The 18012-nt window shown below is 40.9% G+C and carries 14 protein-coding genes and 1 riboswitch; of the genes, 6 read left to right on the top strand and 8 right to left on the bottom strand.

Annotated features, from left to right (window positions below):
• Positions 1 to 12 precede the first annotated feature (12 nt).
• The 6 genes from thiB to leuA form a co-directional block, all read right to left on the bottom strand.
• Positions 13 to 1002: a thiamine ABC transporter substrate binding subunit gene (gene thiB / locus CTN01_RS16930; RefSeq protein WP_173425485.1), complete on the bottom strand. Its 990-nt coding sequence runs from the start codon at positions 1000 to 1002 to the stop codon at positions 13 to 15.
• Positions 1003 to 1115: 113 nt separating this feature from the next.
• Positions 1116 to 1229, bottom strand: a riboswitch (TPP riboswitch).
• A 27-nt stretch (positions 1230 to 1256) separates the two neighbouring features.
• Positions 1257 to 2039, bottom strand: coding sequence for a DUF547 domain-containing protein (locus tag CTN01_RS16925; protein ID WP_045148713.1), 783 nt, complete (start codon positions 2037 to 2039; stop codon positions 1257 to 1259).
• A gap of 140 nt (positions 2040 to 2179) precedes the next feature.
• On the bottom strand, positions 2180 to 2782 hold the full coding sequence (gene leuD, locus CTN01_RS16920) for a 3-isopropylmalate dehydratase small subunit (protein ID WP_045148711.1): 603 nt from the start codon (positions 2780 to 2782) through the stop codon (positions 2180 to 2182).
• A 15-nt stretch (positions 2783 to 2797) separates the two neighbouring features.
• Positions 2798 to 4240 carry a 3-isopropylmalate dehydratase large subunit gene (gene leuC, locus CTN01_RS16915; RefSeq protein ID WP_045148709.1) on the bottom strand — a complete coding sequence of 481 codons (1443 nt, stop codon included), beginning with the start codon at positions 4238 to 4240 and terminating at the stop codon, positions 2798 to 2800.
• 14 nt (positions 4241 to 4254) lie between these two features.
• Positions 4255 to 5343, bottom strand: a complete 1089-nt coding sequence (gene leuB, locus CTN01_RS16910) for a 3-isopropylmalate dehydrogenase (RefSeq protein ID WP_005369861.1) — start codon at positions 5341 to 5343, stop codon at positions 4255 to 4257.
• A 63-nt stretch (positions 5344 to 5406) separates the two neighbouring features.
• On the bottom strand, positions 5407 to 6951 hold the full coding sequence (gene leuA / locus CTN01_RS16905; protein ID WP_005369859.1) for a 2-isopropylmalate synthase: 1545 nt from the start codon (positions 6949 to 6951) through the stop codon (positions 5407 to 5409).
• 509 nt (positions 6952 to 7460) lie between these two features.
• Here leuA and CTN01_RS16900 point away from each other — a divergent pair.
• The 6 genes from CTN01_RS16900 to ilvN all read left to right on the top strand — a co-directional run bounded on the left by CTN01_RS16900 (position 7461) and on the right by ilvN (position 15092).
• Entirely contained in the window at positions 7461 to 7970 is a 510-nt protein-coding gene (locus tag CTN01_RS16900; RefSeq protein ID WP_045148708.1) for a phosphatase PAP2 family protein, read from the top strand.
• A 10-nt stretch (positions 7971 to 7980) separates the two neighbouring features.
• Positions 7981 to 9099 (top strand): MJ1255/VC2487 family glycosyltransferase, encoded by a 1119-nt coding sequence (locus tag CTN01_RS16895; RefSeq protein WP_045148707.1) that lies wholly within the window; start codon positions 7981 to 7983, stop codon positions 9097 to 9099.
• A gap of 323 nt (positions 9100 to 9422) precedes the next feature.
• Positions 9423 to 10379, top strand: a complete 957-nt coding sequence (leuO, locus tag CTN01_RS16890) for a transcriptional regulator LeuO (RefSeq protein ID WP_045148706.1) — start codon at positions 9423 to 9425, stop codon at positions 10377 to 10379.
• 347 nt (positions 10380 to 10726) lie between these two features.
• On the top strand, positions 10727 to 12550 hold the full coding sequence (locus tag CTN01_RS16885; RefSeq protein ID WP_045148705.1) for an AMP-dependent synthetase/ligase: 1824 nt from the start codon (positions 10727 to 10729) through the stop codon (positions 12548 to 12550).
• A gap of 326 nt (positions 12551 to 12876) precedes the next feature.
• Positions 12877 to 14595 carry an acetolactate synthase 3 large subunit gene (locus CTN01_RS16880; RefSeq protein WP_045083521.1) on the top strand — a complete coding sequence of 573 codons (1719 nt, stop codon included), beginning with the start codon at positions 12877 to 12879 and terminating at the stop codon, positions 14593 to 14595.
• Complete coding sequence (ilvN, locus tag CTN01_RS16875; RefSeq protein WP_045083520.1) at positions 14595 to 15092, top strand: acetolactate synthase small subunit; 498 nt, start codon at positions 14595 to 14597, stop codon at positions 15090 to 15092. The genes CTN01_RS16880 and ilvN overlap by 1 nt, the downstream gene beginning before the upstream one ends.
• A 322-nt stretch (positions 15093 to 15414) precedes the next feature.
• Here the strand turns inward: ilvN and CTN01_RS16870 are convergent, their stop codons facing one another.
• Positions 15415 to 16038: an FCD domain-containing protein gene (locus CTN01_RS16870; RefSeq protein ID WP_005369843.1), complete on the bottom strand. Its 624-nt coding sequence runs from the start codon at positions 16036 to 16038 to the stop codon at positions 15415 to 15417.
• Positions 16039 to 16396: 358 nt separating this feature from the next.
• Positions 16397 to 17809: a pyruvate kinase PykF gene (gene pykF, locus CTN01_RS16865; protein ID WP_005369842.1), complete on the bottom strand. Its 1413-nt coding sequence runs from the start codon at positions 17807 to 17809 to the stop codon at positions 16397 to 16399.
• Between the last annotated feature and the right edge of the window lie 203 nt (positions 17810 to 18012).

Below are 18012 nucleotides of genomic sequence, written 5' to 3'. Positions count from 1 at the left end.
AGTCTTAAACCATTACTGAGTGAGGGCTTGCTGCCACTCTCGGATCCAGGCTTTGCGATGTGTTGCCACTTCGTCGGCACTAAATTCAAGTGCTTTGCTTGGTACGGTGAGTTCATCAAAACCTTTCGGTAGGCTTTGCTTTGTTACTGGATACATCCAGTTGTGGGTAGCGATTTGTGACTGAAAAGCATCACTTACAATAAATTGCATAAATTGATCGGCAAGCTTTGGATGTGGGCTATTTTTCATTTTTGCTGCCACTTCAACTTGCATGTAATGGCCTTCTTTGAAGTTAGCCGCTTTGTACTGGTGTTTGTCTTCAGCGATGATGTGATAGGCCGGTGATGTGGTGTAAGAAAGCACCATATCTGATTCGCCTTTTAAGAACATGTTATAGGCTTCAGACCAGCCCTTAGTGACGGTCACAGTGTGTTTCGCGAGTTGCTGCCACATTTCAGGGGCTTTATCACCGTAGACCGATTTGATCCATAACATTAGACCTTGGCCTGGGGTTGAAGTACGAGGATCTTGGTAGATAACGCTGATATTTTGATCTTTGATCAGTGCGTCTAAACTCGCTGGTGGGTTCTTCAGTTTATCGCTGTCATACACAAAGGCAAAATAGCCGTAATCATAAGGGATGAAAGTATCATCACTCCAACCTTTAGGAAGCGTTAGCTTACTGGTATCAACATCACTTTTTGCTAATAGGCCGGTATTTTTCGCTTCTGTCATTAGGTTGTTATCTAGTCCTAACAACACATCTGCTTTACTGTTTTTCCCTTCTAGGCGAACGCGATTTAAAATCGATACGCCATCTTCTAAAGAAACAAAATTGACCGTACAACCATTACATTGCTTTTCAAACGCTTTCTTTACCACAGGGCCCGGACCCCAGTCGGAAGCAAATGAGCTGTAGGTATAAACATTAAGAGTATTGTCTGAGGCGAAAGCTGAGCTTGCAACTAATGACAGAGAGATTAGGGGAAGAAGAGTGTTTATTTTTTTCACTATGCGCTCCGAGATGTCCTGCATCCTTGGGACAAAAATTGAAAGAGAGAGCGGCACAGGTTTGAGTGCTGTTGCATCATGCAATGGTCAGCGAGCTCGAAAGAATGTTCGAGCATCTCAATTCCTACGCCAGCATTACCTGGTTCAGGTTCAATGGGTCCTGCTATAAAGCACGTATGCCTAACAATCTCAGCCAAATGGCTCCCCAATGAGAACAAGCTATTGTACCTGCAACCGTATCGAAGTTATAGCTCCTGATTAAGTTGCCAATTATAGGTGTAACGGATCTGAGTTAATTGCACGTTAGGCGTAACACGATAATGATTAAGGTGTTGTTGTAACTCAGTTAACGATCCAAAATCAGCTTGATACCAATCATAGATAGATGACAGCGTGATACCATCTTTTGTTATTTTTACTGCTTTTTCACTATTAATAAAGCGTGTGGCAGCTTGATCTAACTGGGAGTCTAATTGATCGCTATTAAACGCTTTAGGCAGTAAATCAGGACAACCGAGGCTGGCACAGTTGACTGCGTAGTGGATCCTAGGATCTTGCCAGATAGGGCGTAAGATCCGATGTTCAATATCGTTTAAAGTTAGCTTTTTATTATTAATGGTAATAATGGTTTGATCCCATGGTCCAAAGCTAAACAAACCTCCCAGTTTGGTAATTGATTTTACAGGGTAATTATCAATAATTAATTGAACGGTTAGGGCGTTATATAAATTAACCCAATAGGCAAATTGAACATCACGATTATAACGGTGAGGGTTTTGGACACTGAGTCGCTTAATATAAGTTGCTAGCTTTTGTTTATCTGCACGTGATACTTGGTTATAACGAAATAAGGTTTGATTCGGTTGAATGACAAGATATTTATTGAGTAACTGCTGCCAATCCTGATGACTGATCTTGTTTGTGTTCTTAGGATCATGAGGTTGCCAATATGACCAGAGTTCGGATTTTGGCGCAGCAAAGCTCGGCAGAGTGAATAACAACAGCCCAATCGCAATAACAATACGCATATTCTTCCTATTAATATAATAAGTAACAATATTGATTAAGACCGTAATAAGTATTGGCTAATTTCATTATCTTTTTGATATTTTAAATAAAAACGCCCTGTTTATATTAAACAGGGCGTTCGATTTCAGATAATGTACGATTACGCTAAGAAGCTAGGAATACGGTTTTCAAAGTCTGTAATTTTATCTTCGTGTTGTAGTGTCAAACCGATATTGTCTAAACCATTTAATAGGCAGTGACGACGGAATTCATCAATTTCAAAGGCATACTCTTTACCATCCGCACTGACGATCATTTTTTCAAGATCAACCGTGATCTGTGCGCCTTCATTTTCATCGACATACTTAAATAAAGTGTCGACGTCTTGCTCAGATAGACGTACTGGCACCATTTGGTTATTGATCGAGTTACCATAGAAAATATCGGCAAAGCTTGGCGCAATCATAACTTGGATACCATAATCAGCAAGCGCCCACGGTGCATGTTCACGAGAAGAGCCACAACCAAAGTTTTCACGCGCCAGTAAAATACTCGCGCCTTGGTAGCGAGGGGCGTTCATAATAAAGTCAGGGTTTGCCTGCTCGCCTGCATCATCTAGAAAACGCCAATCATGGAAAAGGTGCTTACCAAATCCAGTGCGGGTTACTTTCTGCAAAAACTGTTTTGGAATAATCGCATCGGTATCAATATTTGCCGTATCTAGCGGTACAACTAAACCTGTGTGTTGTTTAAAACCTGTCATGTTCAAATCCTTTTGTTACACCGATGCGGCATCTAGTTGGCGAATATCAACAAAATGTCCGGCACATGCCGCTGCTGCTGCCATGGCTGGGCTAACGAGATGAGTACGTCCATCACGACCTTGACGGCCTTCAAAGTTACGGTTACTGGTTGACGCACAACGCTCACCGGGACCTAAGCGATCGTTATTCATTGCCAGACACATTGAACAACCAGGTAGTCGCCATTCAAAGCCAGCTTCAATAAAGATCTTATCAAGCCCTTCTTTTTCCGCTTGTGCTTTCACTTGCTCAGAGCCTGGAACGACTAAAGCTTGTACGTTAGCGGCAACTTTACGCCCTTTAGCAATGGCTGCTGCTGCGCGCATATCTTCAATACGTGAGTTAGTGCATGAGCCAATAAAGACTTTATCAACAGTAAAATCAGACAGGGCTTTGCCAGCTTCTAGTCCCATGTAAGCTAATGCTTTTTCTGCAGAGGCTTTTTCAACGGGATCGTTAAAGCTTTCAGGGGCAGGGATTGGCTCATCAACGGCAATCACTTGACCCGGGTTTGTTCCCCATGTCACTTGTGGTTTTATGTCTTTAGCGTCGAGCGTTACAACGGCATCAAACTCGGCGTCAGGATCGGATTTCAATGATGTCCAGTATTCTATTGCGGCATCAAACTCTGCGCCTTTTGGGGCAAATTCACGATCTTTAATATAATCAAATGTTGTTTGATCCGGTGCGATCAAGCCTGCTTTCGCGCCTAGTTCAATCGCCATGTTACAGACGGTCATACGACCTTCCATCGTAAGATCTGTGATTGCTTCGCCACAGAATTCAACCACATAGCCAGTACCGCCAGCGGCGGTTGTTTTACCAATGATGGCAAGGACGATGTCTTTTGCTGTAATGCCTTCAGCTACTTTACCTTTAACTTCAATCTTCATGGTTTTTGCACGAGATTGTTTTAAGGTTTGAGTGGCTAATACGTGCTCCACTTCTGAGGTACCAATCCCGAAAGCCAGTGCGCCAAAGGCACCGTGAGTCGCAGTATGTGAGTCACCACAAACAATGGTCATACCCGGTAGAGTAATACCTAGCTCAGGCCCCATTACGTGTACAATACCTTGATATTTATGATTTAAATCATATAGGGTGACACCAAACTCTTCACAGTTTTTCGCCAGTGTTTCCATTTGGATACGTGCCATTTCACCCGATGCATTAATGTCTTTGGTTTGGGTGGAAACGTTGTGATCCATAGTGGCGAAAGTTTTTGATACCTGACGTACTTTACGACCCTTTTCACGCAAGCCATCAAAAGCTTGCGGGGATGTCACTTCATGTACAAGGTGACGGTCGATATATAGGATCGGATTTTCCCCTTCTGCTGCAACGGCAACATGGGAATCATAAACTTTTTCATAAAGCGTTTTAGGTGAAGCTGAAGCGTTATTATTAGTGTTCGACATTGCTCATTGCTCCCTTATGCTTGTTGAATGTAGGCTGCGATCTTATCGCCCATTTCACTGGTGGTTAGTGCTGGCTTATCACTTGCAAGATCGGCGGTTAACTCACCAGCTTCTAGCGCTTGTGATACTGCTTGCTCAATAGCACGCGCTGCTGTTTCTTCACCTAGGCTGTAACGAAGCATCAGTGCTGCTGATAGGATCTGCGCCACTGGGTTTGCAATGTTTTTACCTGCAATATCCGGTGCTGATCCGCCAGCAGGCTCGTACATACCAAACTTATCTTGGTTAAGGCTAGCAGAAGGCAACATACCCATAGAGCCTGTGATCATTGCACACTCATCAGAGATGATATCGCCGAAGATATTTGAACATAGCATGACATCAAATTGAGAAGGATCTTTGATCAGCTGCATGGTCGCGTTATCAATGTACATATGAGTTAACGTTACATCAGGATAATCTTTTGCGATTTCTTCTACGACTTCACGCCATAAAATAGAGCTCTGTAGGACGTTAGCTTTATCAATAGAGCAGACTTTTTTGCTGCGTAAGCGAGCTGATTCAAACGCAATTTTTGCAATACGTTCAATTTCATATCGGTAGTAGACTTCGGTATCGAACGCTTTTTCTTGTGCGCCTTCACCTTCGCGGCCCTTTGGCTGACCAAAGTAAATACCGCCAGTGAGCTCACGCACAACAGCAATATCAAAACCACGCTCTGAAATATCAGCGCGTAGCGGAGAGAACTTCTCTAAGCCACGGTGAATTTGAGCAGGGCGTAGATTACAAAATAATTGGAAGTGTTTACGTAGTGGCAGAAGAGCACCACGCTCAGGTTGATCGTTAGGCGCTAGATGTTCCCACTTAGGGCCACCAACAGAGCCAAATAACACTGCATCGGATTGTTCACAGCCTTTTAGAGTAGCATCAGGTAGTGGACTGCCATGATTATCGATAGCAATACCACCGACATCATATTCTGTACGATTAAAGGTTAGATTAAATTTAGCCTCGATTGCATTTAGCACTTTATGTGCCTGTTGCATTACTTCTGGACCAATCCCGTCACCGGGTAAAACTGCAATATTGTAAGAACCAGCCATGGTATCTTGCTCTCCATAATTGTTTAAAAGTATAAATTCGTGAGTCGCTGCAAGCGTTATCAACTAGTGAGTTGCTGAGCGTTGCTTAATTTCTTCAATTTGATCTGCACGGTGAATGCTGTTGATAACGTGCAGTAACGCTTGACCAGACGCTTCTACAATATCGGTTGCTAAGCCCGTTCCGTGGTATTTTCTACCTTTATAATTAGCGATGATGTCTGCTTGTCCTAAGCCGTCTTCGCCTTCGCCTTTTGCGGTTAAATCAAATTTATCCAGCACAATGTCATAACCTGTTAGGCGGTAAATACACTGGTATAACGCATCGACAGGACCGTTACCGACTGCCGCTTCACATTTTTCTTCGTCACCACACAATAGCTTGATGCTGGTCGTTGCCATCACACTACCCGATTGAACACTTAGGTAGTTCAGTTTGAAGTAGTCATCTTCATCACGAAGGTTAGAAAAATGCATCAATGCTTCTAAGTCATAATCAAACACTTGGCCTTTTCGATCAGCCAGTTTTAAGAAATCAGCATACAGTTTATCTAGGCTATACTCTTTCTCGGTGTAGCCCAATGCATCCATGTGACTTTTAACTGCCGCACGACCAGAGCGACTGGTTAAGTTTAGTGCTTGGTTTTTAAGGCCTATCGATTCAGGCGTCATGATCTCATAGGTGTTTTTATTTTTTAGCATCCCATCTTGGTGGATACCCGATGAGTGACTAAAGGCATTAGCCCCAACAATCGCTTTATTAGCTTGAATTGGCATATTACACAACTGACTAACCATTTTACTGGTGCGGTGAATTTCATCGTGTTTGATATTGGTTGTTACGCCCAGTAACTCCTGACGCGTTTTGATGATCATCGCAATTTCTTCTAGTGAGCAGTTACCTGCACGCTCACCTAGACCATTAATGGTTCCTTCTACCTGACGAGCACCCGCTTGAACAGCTGCCATTGAGTTGGCAACAGACATCCCCAAATCATCGTGACAGTGGACAGAAATAACAGCTTTATCGATATTTGGAACGCGATTAAATAGCTGGGTGATAATACCGCCAAACTCACTCGGCAGGGTGTAGCCCACGGTGTCAGGGATATTAATGGTGTTAGCGCCCGCATCGATAGCCGCTTCTACCATGCGGCATAGATTATCAATCGGAGTACGGCCCGCATCTTCACATGAGAACTCAACATCATCAGTATAATTACGCGCACGCTTTACAGCTGCGACACCCATATCAATTACATCATCATAGCTACGACGTAGCTTGTCTTGTACGTGAACAGTTGAGGTTGAAATAAAGGTATGAATGCGGAAAGCTTCTGCGACTTTCAATGACTCTGCCGCTACATCAATATCTTTTGCTACCGCTCGAGATAGAGCACAAATACGACTGTTTTTGATGTGTTTCGCGATGGTTTGTACTGACTCAAAATCGCCAGGGGATGACACAGGAAAGCCAGCTTCAATCACATCAACACCCAAACGTTCTAATGCATATGCGATCTGTAGCTTTTCTTTTACGGTAAGGCTTGCCGACAACGCTTGTTCACCGTCACGTAGCGTAGTATCGAAAATAATGACCTGATCTTTCATTGCTACTTCCTTTTAATCTATTACCGTTACAGGTTAGTTCGCATTCACTTGCGCTAGTCGATATATGAAAAAACCCGCGCAAGTTGCGCGGGTTTTAAAATCTTTAGTGGCGTTTCCCACTCAAAAGCAACCCGCGCGATTTAAGTCACGATAAGGAGGAGGCTAAGGAGTAAAGAGAAACGTTTTTTCATTTTATACACACTTATATGAAGTTGATTAACAAATGAATACCAAATAGACAGGTCAAAGGTCAACCAATAATTACGTTTATTTTACAATTATAACGTTAACTAATTGATTTTTAATTGTTGCGATTTATTTTTCTATAAATAAGAGAAAAACACAGAGAAGGTCGGGCAATAACCTTTAGTGATAAAAAATTGCCAAATCATTAACAATTTATGTGATTCTCGTTTTCTTCTAGATTGTCACTGACTCTCCTTTTAAGTTTCACCTTGTTGTCACAAGTCCTTTTTATTCTAGTGACAGTTATAAGAAGGAGAACAATGATGACATTACTTACCCCCATTCAGCGTTTTGATTATGCGTTTTCAACGCTATGTCTCTGTCATCGATTTAATATTCCACTGGCTAAAATTAGCCGTATTGTTTCACGAACTGGTGATGGCCACTTATATGCAATGATTGGCTTGCTCATATGGTGGGGTGATCAACAACACGGTGATTCTTTTATTTTATATGGTTTGTTGATGTTTTTGATTGAACTCCCATTGTATTGGTTGCTCAAAAACAGCTTTAAACGTAGTCGTCCGGTTAGTTTACCCTCCTTTATAAAACCCTCAGATCGCTATAGCTTGCCATCGGGTCATACTGCGGCGGCTTTTATGATGGCCGCCTTAATTTCAAGCTTTTATCCTTCGTATAGTGAAATGGTGTGGCTATGGGCAAGCTGCATTGGCTTCTCCCGTGTATTGCTGGGGGTGCATTATCTTAGCGATATTGTTGCTGGCGCATTATTAGGTTTTGCTTGTTTTGAATTAGCCGGTTTTATCTTGTAAGGAATATACAATGAAAATACTTTATGGGATCCAAGGTACGGGTAATGGTCATATTTCTCGAGCTCGTGAAATGGCACGTGCTTTTGATGGATTAGATTGTGAGGTTGATTATTATTTTTCAGGGCGGGAACGAGATAAGTTTTTTGATATGGCCTGTTTTGGTGATTATCAATTGGGAAAAGGGCTGACTTTTGTTACCGAACAAGGCTGTATTCAACGATTAAAAACATGGCATCAGCTTGATTTACGGCAATTTCGACAAGAGGTGAAAACGTTAGATTTATCTCGTTATGATTTAGTGTTGAATGATTTTGAGCCTGTTACTGCATGGGCTGCAAAACAGCAGAAAGTACCCAGCCTTTCGTTAAGTCATCAAGCAGCTTTTTTACATGATGTACCCAAAGCGAATGAAAGCGTATTTGATCGATTACTTACACGTTATTTTGCTCCGACTCAATATCAAATTGGTCTGCATTGGCATCATTTTAACTGCCCAATTTTACCACCAATTATTCCTTGTTTTGATATACCAAGTCGTCATCAACAACCTTTTATTTTGGTGTATTTGCCCTTTGAGTCACTTTCTCAAATTACCGATTTACTCTCTCATTTTCAGCAAGTGAATTTTGTTTGTTATCACCCAGATATTGAGAGCAAATCACAATGGCAAAACGTGCAGTTGAAACCATTAAGTCGAGAGGGGTTTCATCACCATTTACATCACTGTAAAGGTGTCGTGGCAAACGGTGGTTTTGAACTGCCTTCAGAGGCTATTTCTTTAGGGAAAAAATTATTGCTAAAGCCATTACAAGGACAATTTGAACAAAGTAGTAATGTTGCCACGTTAGCGATGATGGGGTTGGCTCATGTTACTCAATCGTTAGATGTGACGACGATGCGAGTTTGGCTTGATAGTGAGAGTGTTGGGCGGGTTAAAATCCCAGATGTTGCAAGTGAAGTTAGTGAGTGGTTACTTAATAAAGAGTGGGATGATATTGATACACTAAAAGAAGTGTTATGGCAGCAAGTAGAGTTCCCTGAATCTGTAGCTGAAGCAATGTCCGAGCATTACCCTGAAAGCCAATATATAACGGTAACACCTTCACTTATTAAATCATTGGTGAAATGAATCAATAGAAAAAGCTACTGATTATTCTTGAATTTGTTATCGTTTTTTATCTTAAAAAAGTGTCTGAATTTTTATTTATATCTTTTTTTATTTATTTTATGTTTGGTTTAACTAAATGATTTTTAAGGTTTATATTTCTGAATGTGCATTAATTCATATAAGAATCATAATCACTTATATTCTATTATTAGTCTCATCAATCTGTTTGGATGATACTGGCCTCATCCCAAATCAAGCGGGTTTAGACTAGAAGCAAGAATTAAGCTTCTAAGTTACTGAAGGCATAGGAAGTGCCGATGAACTCATAAATTTAGAGGCATAATATGACACGTAAAACAGCTTCAGTTTTCCCAGCAGAAAGTTATTCAATGGAATCAACATTACGTAGTGTTGATCTTAATTTATTAACTGTTTTTGACGCCGTAATGCAAGAGCAGAACATTACTCGCGCTGCACATAATTTAGGTATGTCACAACCTGCGGTAAGTAATGCAGTTGCGCGCCTTAAAGTAATGTTTAATGATGAGTTATTTATTCGTCATGGTCGCGGTATTCAACCTACGCAACGAGCAAAACAATTGTTTGGTCCACTTCGCCAAGCACTGCAATTAGTTAAGAATGAATTGCCATGTTCTATCTTCAGTCCAATGACTTCAACACGCACTTTTAAGTTGGCAATTTGCAGCCCTTCAGACATGCGTTTTGCACCTCAGATTTTAAAAGAAATGCACAAGCAAGCTCCTCATTTACGTCTTCAACTTGAAGCCGAATTTGAAGCAGAATTAGCACAGAAATTACGTTATCAAGAAATTGATTTTGTGATTGATTATGTACGCTTTGATGAACAAGGATTCTGTAGCACAGAATTATTCAGTGATGAACTTGTTGTCATCGCATCAGGAAATCACCCTCGTTTACATGACAGTATTTCTGAAGCTGAATTTAATAATGAAATGCATGCCGTATTAAAAACGATCCCTGAAGTTAAAGGTTTTGCTGATCATATTTACAATCAAGCGCACAGTTACAATGAAGCTTATCAAGGTGCGAGTTTAAGCAATATCATGTATGTGGTCGGCCAATCTGAATTAATTGCGGTAGCGCCTCGTTGGTTAGCTGAATCTGTGGCTGATAACCTACACTTAAAAGTGTTAGAGCTTCCCTTTACGAATAACAAAATTAGCGGTTACCTAAGTTGGCATGAATCAACACAAAAGGATAAAGGCAATATCTGGATGCGAGATCAGCTAATGGCAATTTGTGGTGATCTAACCCAATAAAACCCATGATATAAACGTGAAGGTCAGCACAATTGCTGACCTTTTTTGGTTACAAGCTATCGATATTACAGTGGTAAGAGTTGTCTGCTGTTTCGCAATATGAATAATGCCGCGACGTGAAATAAGGTTGATTTTTTCGTTCTTCAACCATGTTATTTATAGATTCTTACACTTTTGCTTTTTGATTGAAAAGTCGTTTGATAGCTTTTATTCACAAGGCGTAGAGTAGCGGGTAAGCGTTGGGAAATATAATTTTATGTGCATTATGGTTGGCTTTTTATAGGCTGAATTGTAGACTGCATATCTCGAATCAGCTTACAAGTGTAAGCTAAAAAAATAGAGTACTTATGGCACAACACGATTTTCATATTGTTCACCGCATTCGCAGTCAAGTTTCTCGCTTAGGTGATAAGCCTGCATTACGTCATCAAGTAGATGGTGAGTGGCAAGATATTAGTTGGAATTGTTTTGGTGAGCAAATTCAGCAATTGGCTTTAGCATTATTGTGCCAAGGCCTACAAGTACAAGATAAAGTTGGCATATTCGCAAACAATATGCCTCGCTGGACTGTTGCTGATTTTGCCACGTTATACAATCGTTGTATTACTGTTCCTATTTATCCAACCAGTACAGAGCAGCAAGCGGCTTATATTCTTCAAGACGCTAGTGTAAAAGTACTTTTTGTTGGCGAGCAAGCTCAAATGGATGCGGCTGTGGAAATTGCCGCACAATGTCCTCAGCTTGAACGCATTGTTGCATTGTCTGATGATGTCACTATCCCTGAACATCCATTGGCGTGTCATTATAATGAGTTTGTAAAGCAAGCAAGTGGTGAGTATCAACAAGAACTTGATACTCGATTATCTGCACAACAAATGGATGATTTGGTCACACTGATTTATACCTCGGGTACAACCGGTACACCGAAAGGGGTCATGTTAGATTATGCAAACATTGCTTCTCAGATTGAAGCGCATGATCAACGTTTAGCACTAGATGAAGGTGATACTTCATTATGCTTCTTACCGTTATCACATGTCTTTGAACGTGCATGGACGTTCTACGCACTACATCGTGGTGTCGTAAATTGCTACCTATCCGATACTAATAAATTGAAAGAAGCATTAATCACGGTGAAACCGCACTATATGTCAGCGGTTCCTCGTGTGTTTGAAAAAATCTATTCAGGTATTCACGATAAAGTCTCTCGCGCACCCTTACACCGTAAAATGATATTTACATGGGCGGTGAACATGGGCGCTAAGATGGCTGCTGCCCGTCAAGAATGTCGTGAGCCATCTTGGTTATTGAAGAAATCTTATGCGTTAGCTGAGAAAGTAGTGTTATCCAAACTGCAGGCAGTACTTGGTGGCAATATTAAATTTATGCCATGTGGTGGCGCGAAATTAGATGCAGGAATTGGACGTTTTTTCCACGCGATTGGAATTAACGTTAAATTAGGTTATGGCATGACAGAAACCACAGCGACAGTTTCTTGTTGGGATGACAGTTGTTATAACCCTGATTCGATTGGTATGCCAATGCCCGGTGCCGAAGTTAAAATTGGCGAGCAGAATGAAATTTTAGTTCGTGGTCCGATGGTTATGCGTGGCTATTACAATATGCCAGAAGAAACCGCGAAAAATTTCACTGAAGATGGCTTCTTGAAAACCGGTGATGCGGGCTATCTTGATGAGCAAGGTAACTTGTTTATTACTGACCGTATTAAAGAGTTAATGAAGACTTCTGGTGGTAAATATATTGCACCGCAAGTGATTGAAGGTGCGATAGGCAAAGATCACTTTATTGAACAGATAGCTGTCATTGCCGATACTCGTAAGTTTGTATCTGCCTTGATTGTTCCGTGTTTTGAAACGCTTGAAGAACATGCGCGCGAGTTAAATATCAAATACAAAGACCGTTTGGAGCTAGTTAAACATAGCCAAATTGTTGAGTTAATTGAAAAGCGTGTGGTAGAGCTACAAAAAGATTTAGCACGTTTTGAACAAGTGAAGAAATTCACCTTGCTACCTAAATCATTTTCGATGGACAAAGGCGAGTTAACGCCGACTCAAAAACTTCGTCGAAAAGTGATTCAAGACCGTTACCATAAAGAAATTGAACATATGTATGAGGAAAGCCATAAAAAGGCGTCTCATAAAGACAAATAATGTTTTATTTTTAATAAATTAAGGAGCCATTATGGCTCCTTTTTTGCTTTAACCAGTAACATATTTGGTAATAAAACTATACCGTGGTTATTAATGTGGCTTGATGGTTTTATTTGCCTGTAAAAAGTCATAAAACATCAATTTTTAAGATTTTAAAATCAAAGTCGACTTTTCCTCTAGATTCAAATGCTGCAAAAGCGTTAAAGTTGTTACAGGTAACTGCGTGTTGTTATTGCATTGCGTAGTATACATAGCATGAATTATTCATGGCGTTTATTAGGCTAAAAATAAGCCCTAACTATGTTTCATCGACCTGGAGACAAAATATGGAGATGTTGTCCGGCGCTGATATGATCGTACGTTCTATGATCGATCAAGGCGTTAAGCATATATTCGGCTACCCTGGTGGCTCTGTTCTTGATATCTACGATGCCCTTCATGAGAAAAGCGATATTGAACATGTTCTTGTTCGTCATGAACAAGCTGCTGTTCATATGGCTGATGGTTATGCGCGTGCTACGGGTGATGTAGGCGTTGTACTGGTGACCTCTGGTCCTGGCGCAACGAATGCCATTACTGGTATTGCAACGGCTTATATGGATTCAATTCCTATGGTCGTACTATCAGGACAAGTAATGAGTAGCTTAATTGGTAACGATGCATTCCAAGAATGTGACATGGTTGGGATCTCACGCCCAGTCGTTAAACATAGCTTTCTTGTAACCAAACCTGAAGACATCCCTGAAATCATCAAAAAAGCCTTCTATATCGCATCTACAGGCCGCCCTGGTCCTGTTGTGGTTGATATCCCTAAAGATATGTTAAACCCTGCTGAAGCGTATCCATATCAATATCCAGAATCGATTTCATTACGTTCATATAATCCTACGACCCAAGGTCATAAAGGACAAATTAAACGTGGTGTTAAAGCGCTATTATCAGCGAAAAAGCCAGTATTGTACGTCGGTGGTGGTGCTATCATGTCATCGTGTAGCGAGCAATTGATTGAGCTTGCTGAGTCATTAAACATTCCTGTTGTAAATACCCTGATGGGGCTAGGGGCGTTCCCTGGCACACATAAACAGTGTTTAGGTATGTTGGGTATGCATGGCACTTATGAAGCTAATATGGCAATGCATAACGCAGATCTTATATTTGGTATTGGAGTGCGTTTTGATGATCGTACGACCAACAACTTAGAAAAGTACTGCCCTGATGCAACGATCATGCACATAGATATTGATCCTTCATCAATATCTAAAACCGTATCAGCAGATATTCCTATTGTGGGCTCGGCGGATACCGTATTAAATAGCATGCTTAAATTATTGAAAGAGCATGAAGTTAAAAATGATCAACAAGAGATCGCGCAATGGTGGCAATCAATTGAATCGTGGCGTGAACGTGAATGTTTAAGTTATGACACTGATAGCGATCGAATTAAACCACAGCAAGTCATTGAAGTGCTTCACCGCTTAACGAATGGCGAAGCTTATGTCTCTTCTGATGTTGGTCAGCATCAAATGTTTGCCGCACTGTATTATCCATTTGATAAGCCACGTCGTTGGATTAATTCTGGTGGTTTAGGCACGATGGGCTTTGGTTTACCTGCTGCGATGGGAGTGAAGTTTGCTTTACCTGATGCAGAAGTGGTGTGCGTAACCGGTGATGGCAGTATTCAGATGAATATCCAAGAGCTATCTACGGCGCTGCAATACGATATTCCTGTTAAGATCATTAACTTAAATAACCGATTCTTAGGTATGGTGAAACAGTGGCAAGATATGATCTATCAAGGTCGCCATTCACATTCATACATGGACTCTGTGCCTGATTTTGCGGCTATTGCTGAAGCTTATGGCCATGTTGGTGTACGAATTTCAGATCCTAATAAATTAGAAAGTGAACTAGAGAAAGCTTTAGCACTAAAAGATAAATTAGTCTTTATTGATATCAGTGTTGATGAAACAGAGCACGTTTACCCAATGCTTATCCGTGGTGGTGCAATGAATGAGATGTGGTTAAGCAAGACGGAGAGAACATAATGCGTAGAATTATTTCAGTATTACTTGAAAACCAACCGGGCGCATTATCTCGTGTGGTGGGACTGTTTTCTCAACGTGGTTACAATATCGAGTCACTTACTGTTGCGCCGACTGATGATCCAACGTTGTCTCGCTTGAACATCACGACCAATGTGAAAAATGAATCGGCTTATGAGCAAATTGAAAAACACCTTCATAAGCTGATTGATATTTTAAAGGTCAGTAACATTACTGAATCAGAGCATGTTGAGCGTGAATTAATGCTAACCAAAGTTAAAGCAAGTGGCTTTGCGCGAGCAGAAGTTAAACGTACTGCAGATATTTTTCGGGGACAGATTATTGATGTTACAAGCCAAATTTATACTATTCAATTAATCGGTACAGGTGAAAAACTTGATGCATTTCTAGCGGCCGTAGGTGAAGCGACAGAAATTATTGAAGTCGCTCGAAGTGGTATAGTCGGCATGGCTCGAGGAGAGCGTGCATTAAAGGCGTAATTGTATAGCGCACTATTAACAAAGCCGATTGTTGTAATAAGCAATCGGCTTTTGTTTTTTTAATGCATGGATATCTACTAACCTTTAGTAAGGAGCAGAAGGCAGGGAAGCGCTTATACCATATGAGGTAAGCGATGCTGCGGCAATTTTTGGTCCGATTAACCACAGCTATTCTCGTTCTTTTAGGTTTTAAAGTGAGTGCAATTTACTTTTTGTTAGTTGTATTACTGTTAAATACCCATCATAAAGAGCTCTTTGGCTGGTAAGATCAAAAAGCTCGTTAATTGTATTAACGAGCTTTTTTTATTTATTATTGAAAAGGTTAGAGATGATTCTTTATATCATCAACCGCTCTTTCAAAGTGGGTCTGCATGATTTTCTGTGCGAGCTCTATATCACGATCAAGGACTGCTTTCATTAAGGCTTCGTGTTCCCCTTGATCGTTGTAGCGATCTTCAGCTTCTCGTGTTTTACTTACCCAAATATGACGATAACGTTTTATTTGATCGTAGATATCATTATAGATATCGAGCATTACAGGAGAGTTGGCACTGGTTAAAATGGCGGTATGAAAATCACTATGACGTTGTTCCCATTCAGATAAGTCAGTGTCATCAAGAGCTGGATCTAAGCGACTGAGTTTGTGATAGGTCGTTAAGATATTGAGCTCCCAAGCTTCATCACCTTGTGTGATTGCGCGCGTTAATAGCTCTCGAGAGATAACATTATTAGCACTAAAAAGATCTTGTAGTTCTTCAATTGAAACGGGGGCGACCCAACACCCTTTTTGTGGTGCAAATTTAACGTACTTTTTCCATGATAATTGCACTAAGGCTTCTCTAATTGGAGATGCACCTACGTTGTATCGCTCTTTAAGATCAGCGACAACGAGCTTTTGGCCTGGGGTAAGTTTACCGAGCAAGATATCTTGTCGGATAACCTCCATAACCTGATTCGTTAAAGTCGGGCTAGACACGTCAATCCTCTTCAGCTTCTTAAATTCTCGTTATTATTATTATTGAGAATTTATCGTCTTGTTATATATGAATTTATTAGTGATTTGAGATTAAAGTATACATTGGTTTGTTTATTGCTTAAACATTTTAGGTGCTATTTGGGCATTTATAGTAGGGGTATCATATAAGTGATGGCTAACATAAGGATGTCGCATTCCCCAAAGTAAGGGCTATCACGTATTTATTATTAAGGTTACAAGCAGCGCCTTAAGAGGGAGGGTGTTTAAGGTGTTAAGAGAATAAAAAAGGAGCTACTAGAGCTCCTTTTTATACATCAGTAGGTACGAATTAAAGTACGTGTACAGATGCTGTGTTTGTAGTACCTGAAGCTACTAGAGCACCAGAAACCATAACAACGATGTCGCCTTTAGCACCAAGACCCGTTTCAAGCGCTAGCTCTTTACCGCGTAGGTAGAATGCATCTGTGCTTTCAATTGAATCAACAACAACAGGTGTAACACCTTTAGAAAGACATAGCTGAGCTGCTGTCTTAGTATTTGTTGTTACAGCAAGAATACGTGCTGTTGGGAAGTACTTACGTACAGAGCGAGCTGACTTACCAGCTTCAGTAGCAACGATAATTAGCGGAGCGTTTAGTTTCTCAGCTGTATCTACTGCACCTTTACATACCGCTTCTGTGATACGTAGACGAGGGCTATCTAGACGAGAACCTAGCTCTGGCTTAACAACGTAATCTGTACGTGCACAGATTTGCGCCATGATAGTTACAGCTTCAATTGGGTATTTACCCTTCGCTGACTCACCAGAAAGCATTACTGCATCTGTACCATCCATGATTGCGTTAGCAACGTCGCCCGCTTCTGCGCGAGTTGGACGTGGGTTCTTAATCATAGAATCAAGCATTTGAGTTGCAGTGATTACAACTTTACGTGCGCGGTTACATTTCTCGATCATCATCTTCTGAGCGAAGATTACTTCTTCTACTGGAATCTCAACACCTAGGTCACCACGAGCAACCATGATACCGTCAGATGCATCAAGAATCGCGTCGAAGTTATCAACACCTTCTTGGTTTTCGATCTTAGAGATGATTTGGATGTTTTCGCCACCGTTAGCGGTTAGAAGTGCACGGATTTCTTGTACATCTTCAGCTTTACGGATGAAAGATGCAGCAACGAAATCAACGCCTTGCTCACAACCAAACTTAAGATCAGCTTTGTCTTTTTCAGCAAGTGCAGGAAGTTTTACAGAAACGCCAGGTAGGTTAACACCTTTGTTTTCGCCTAAGTCACCGTTGTTAAGTACTTTACACTTTACTTCAGTATCAGTTGTTTCTAACACTTCCATTTCGATTAGACCGTCGTCTACTAGGATAGTGTTACCTTTTGTGAGGTCTTTAGCAAAACCTGGGTAAGTTACTGCAACGCAGTTTTGGTTACCTACAACTGAAGTGTCAGTTGTAAATGTAAAATCTTGACCAGCTACTAGAGAGAAGTCTTGACCGCCTTCTAGTTTGATTGTACGGATTTCAGGGCCTTTAGTATCTAACAGGATTGCTAGCTCTTTGCCTGTATTAGCCATTACTTCGCGTAGGTTACGAATACGTTGACCGTGCTCTTCGAAGTCACCGTGTGAGAAGTTAAGACGCATTACGTTCATACCAGCGTTAGCTAGTTTAGTAAGCATTTCTACAGATTCAGTTTTAGGTCCAATCGTACATACGATCTTGGTCTTTTTCATTGAGGGTCTCTCCAGACGAACTTTTACCCGAGGGGAAATTATTATCATAGAACCAGTGTTCTCATCTGATTGCTGTATCACTACATCCTAAATGAGAGAATAGTTACTACGATGGTTGTAATAAAAAACTCGATAAACATTACTTTATAAAAACGTTGGCGCTTTGATAAAGTGACAGTACAAAATTTTTATTGTTACTTATC

It is taken from the genome of Photobacterium angustum (assembly GCF_003026365.1).
Lineage (GTDB): Bacteria > Pseudomonadota > Gammaproteobacteria > Enterobacterales > Vibrionaceae > Photobacterium > Photobacterium angustum.
Note: the sequence above shows the minus strand (reverse complement) of the source record. Positions and strands in the feature narration are given on the sequence as shown.

Bases quoted from the DNA above. Each gene is read 5' to 3' on its own strand.
- CTN01_RS16900 (WP_045148708.1), top strand. From the start codon at position 7,461: ATGACATTACTTACCCCCATTCAGCGTTTTGATTATGCGTTTTCAACG.
- leuD (WP_045148711.1), bottom strand. From the start codon at position 2,782: ATGACAGGTTTTAAACAACACACAGGTTTAGTTGTACCGCTAGATACG.
- CTN01_RS16870 (WP_005369843.1), bottom strand. From the start codon at position 16,038: ATGGAGGTTATCCGACAAGATATCTTGCTCGGTAAACTTACCCCAGGC.
- pykF (WP_005369842.1), bottom strand. From the start codon at position 17,809: ATGAAAAAGACCAAGATCGTATGTACGATTGGACCTAAAACTGAATCT.
- leuB (WP_005369861.1), bottom strand. From the start codon at position 5,343: ATGGCTGGTTCTTACAATATTGCAGTTTTACCCGGTGACGGGATTGGT.
- ilvN (WP_045083520.1), top strand. From the start codon at position 14,595: ATGCGTAGAATTATTTCAGTATTACTTGAAAACCAACCGGGCGCATTA.
- CTN01_RS16895 (WP_045148707.1), top strand. From the start codon at position 7,981: ATGAAAATACTTTATGGGATCCAAGGTACGGGTAATGGTCATATTTCT.
- CTN01_RS16885 (WP_045148705.1), top strand. From the start codon at position 10,727: ATGGCACAACACGATTTTCATATTGTTCACCGCATTCGCAGTCAAGTT.
- leuA (WP_005369859.1), bottom strand. From the start codon at position 6,951: ATGAAAGATCAGGTCATTATTTTCGATACTACGCTACGTGACGGTGAA.
- CTN01_RS16880 (WP_045083521.1), top strand. From the start codon at position 12,877: ATGGAGATGTTGTCCGGCGCTGATATGATCGTACGTTCTATGATCGAT.
- leuC (WP_045148709.1), bottom strand. From the start codon at position 4,240: ATGTCGAACACTAATAATAACGCTTCAGCTTCACCTAAAACGCTTTAT.
- CTN01_RS16925 (WP_045148713.1), bottom strand. From the start codon at position 2,039: ATGCGTATTGTTATTGCGATTGGGCTGTTGTTATTCACTCTGCCGAGC.
- leuO (WP_045148706.1), top strand. From the start codon at position 9,423: ATGACACGTAAAACAGCTTCAGTTTTCCCAGCAGAAAGTTATTCAATG.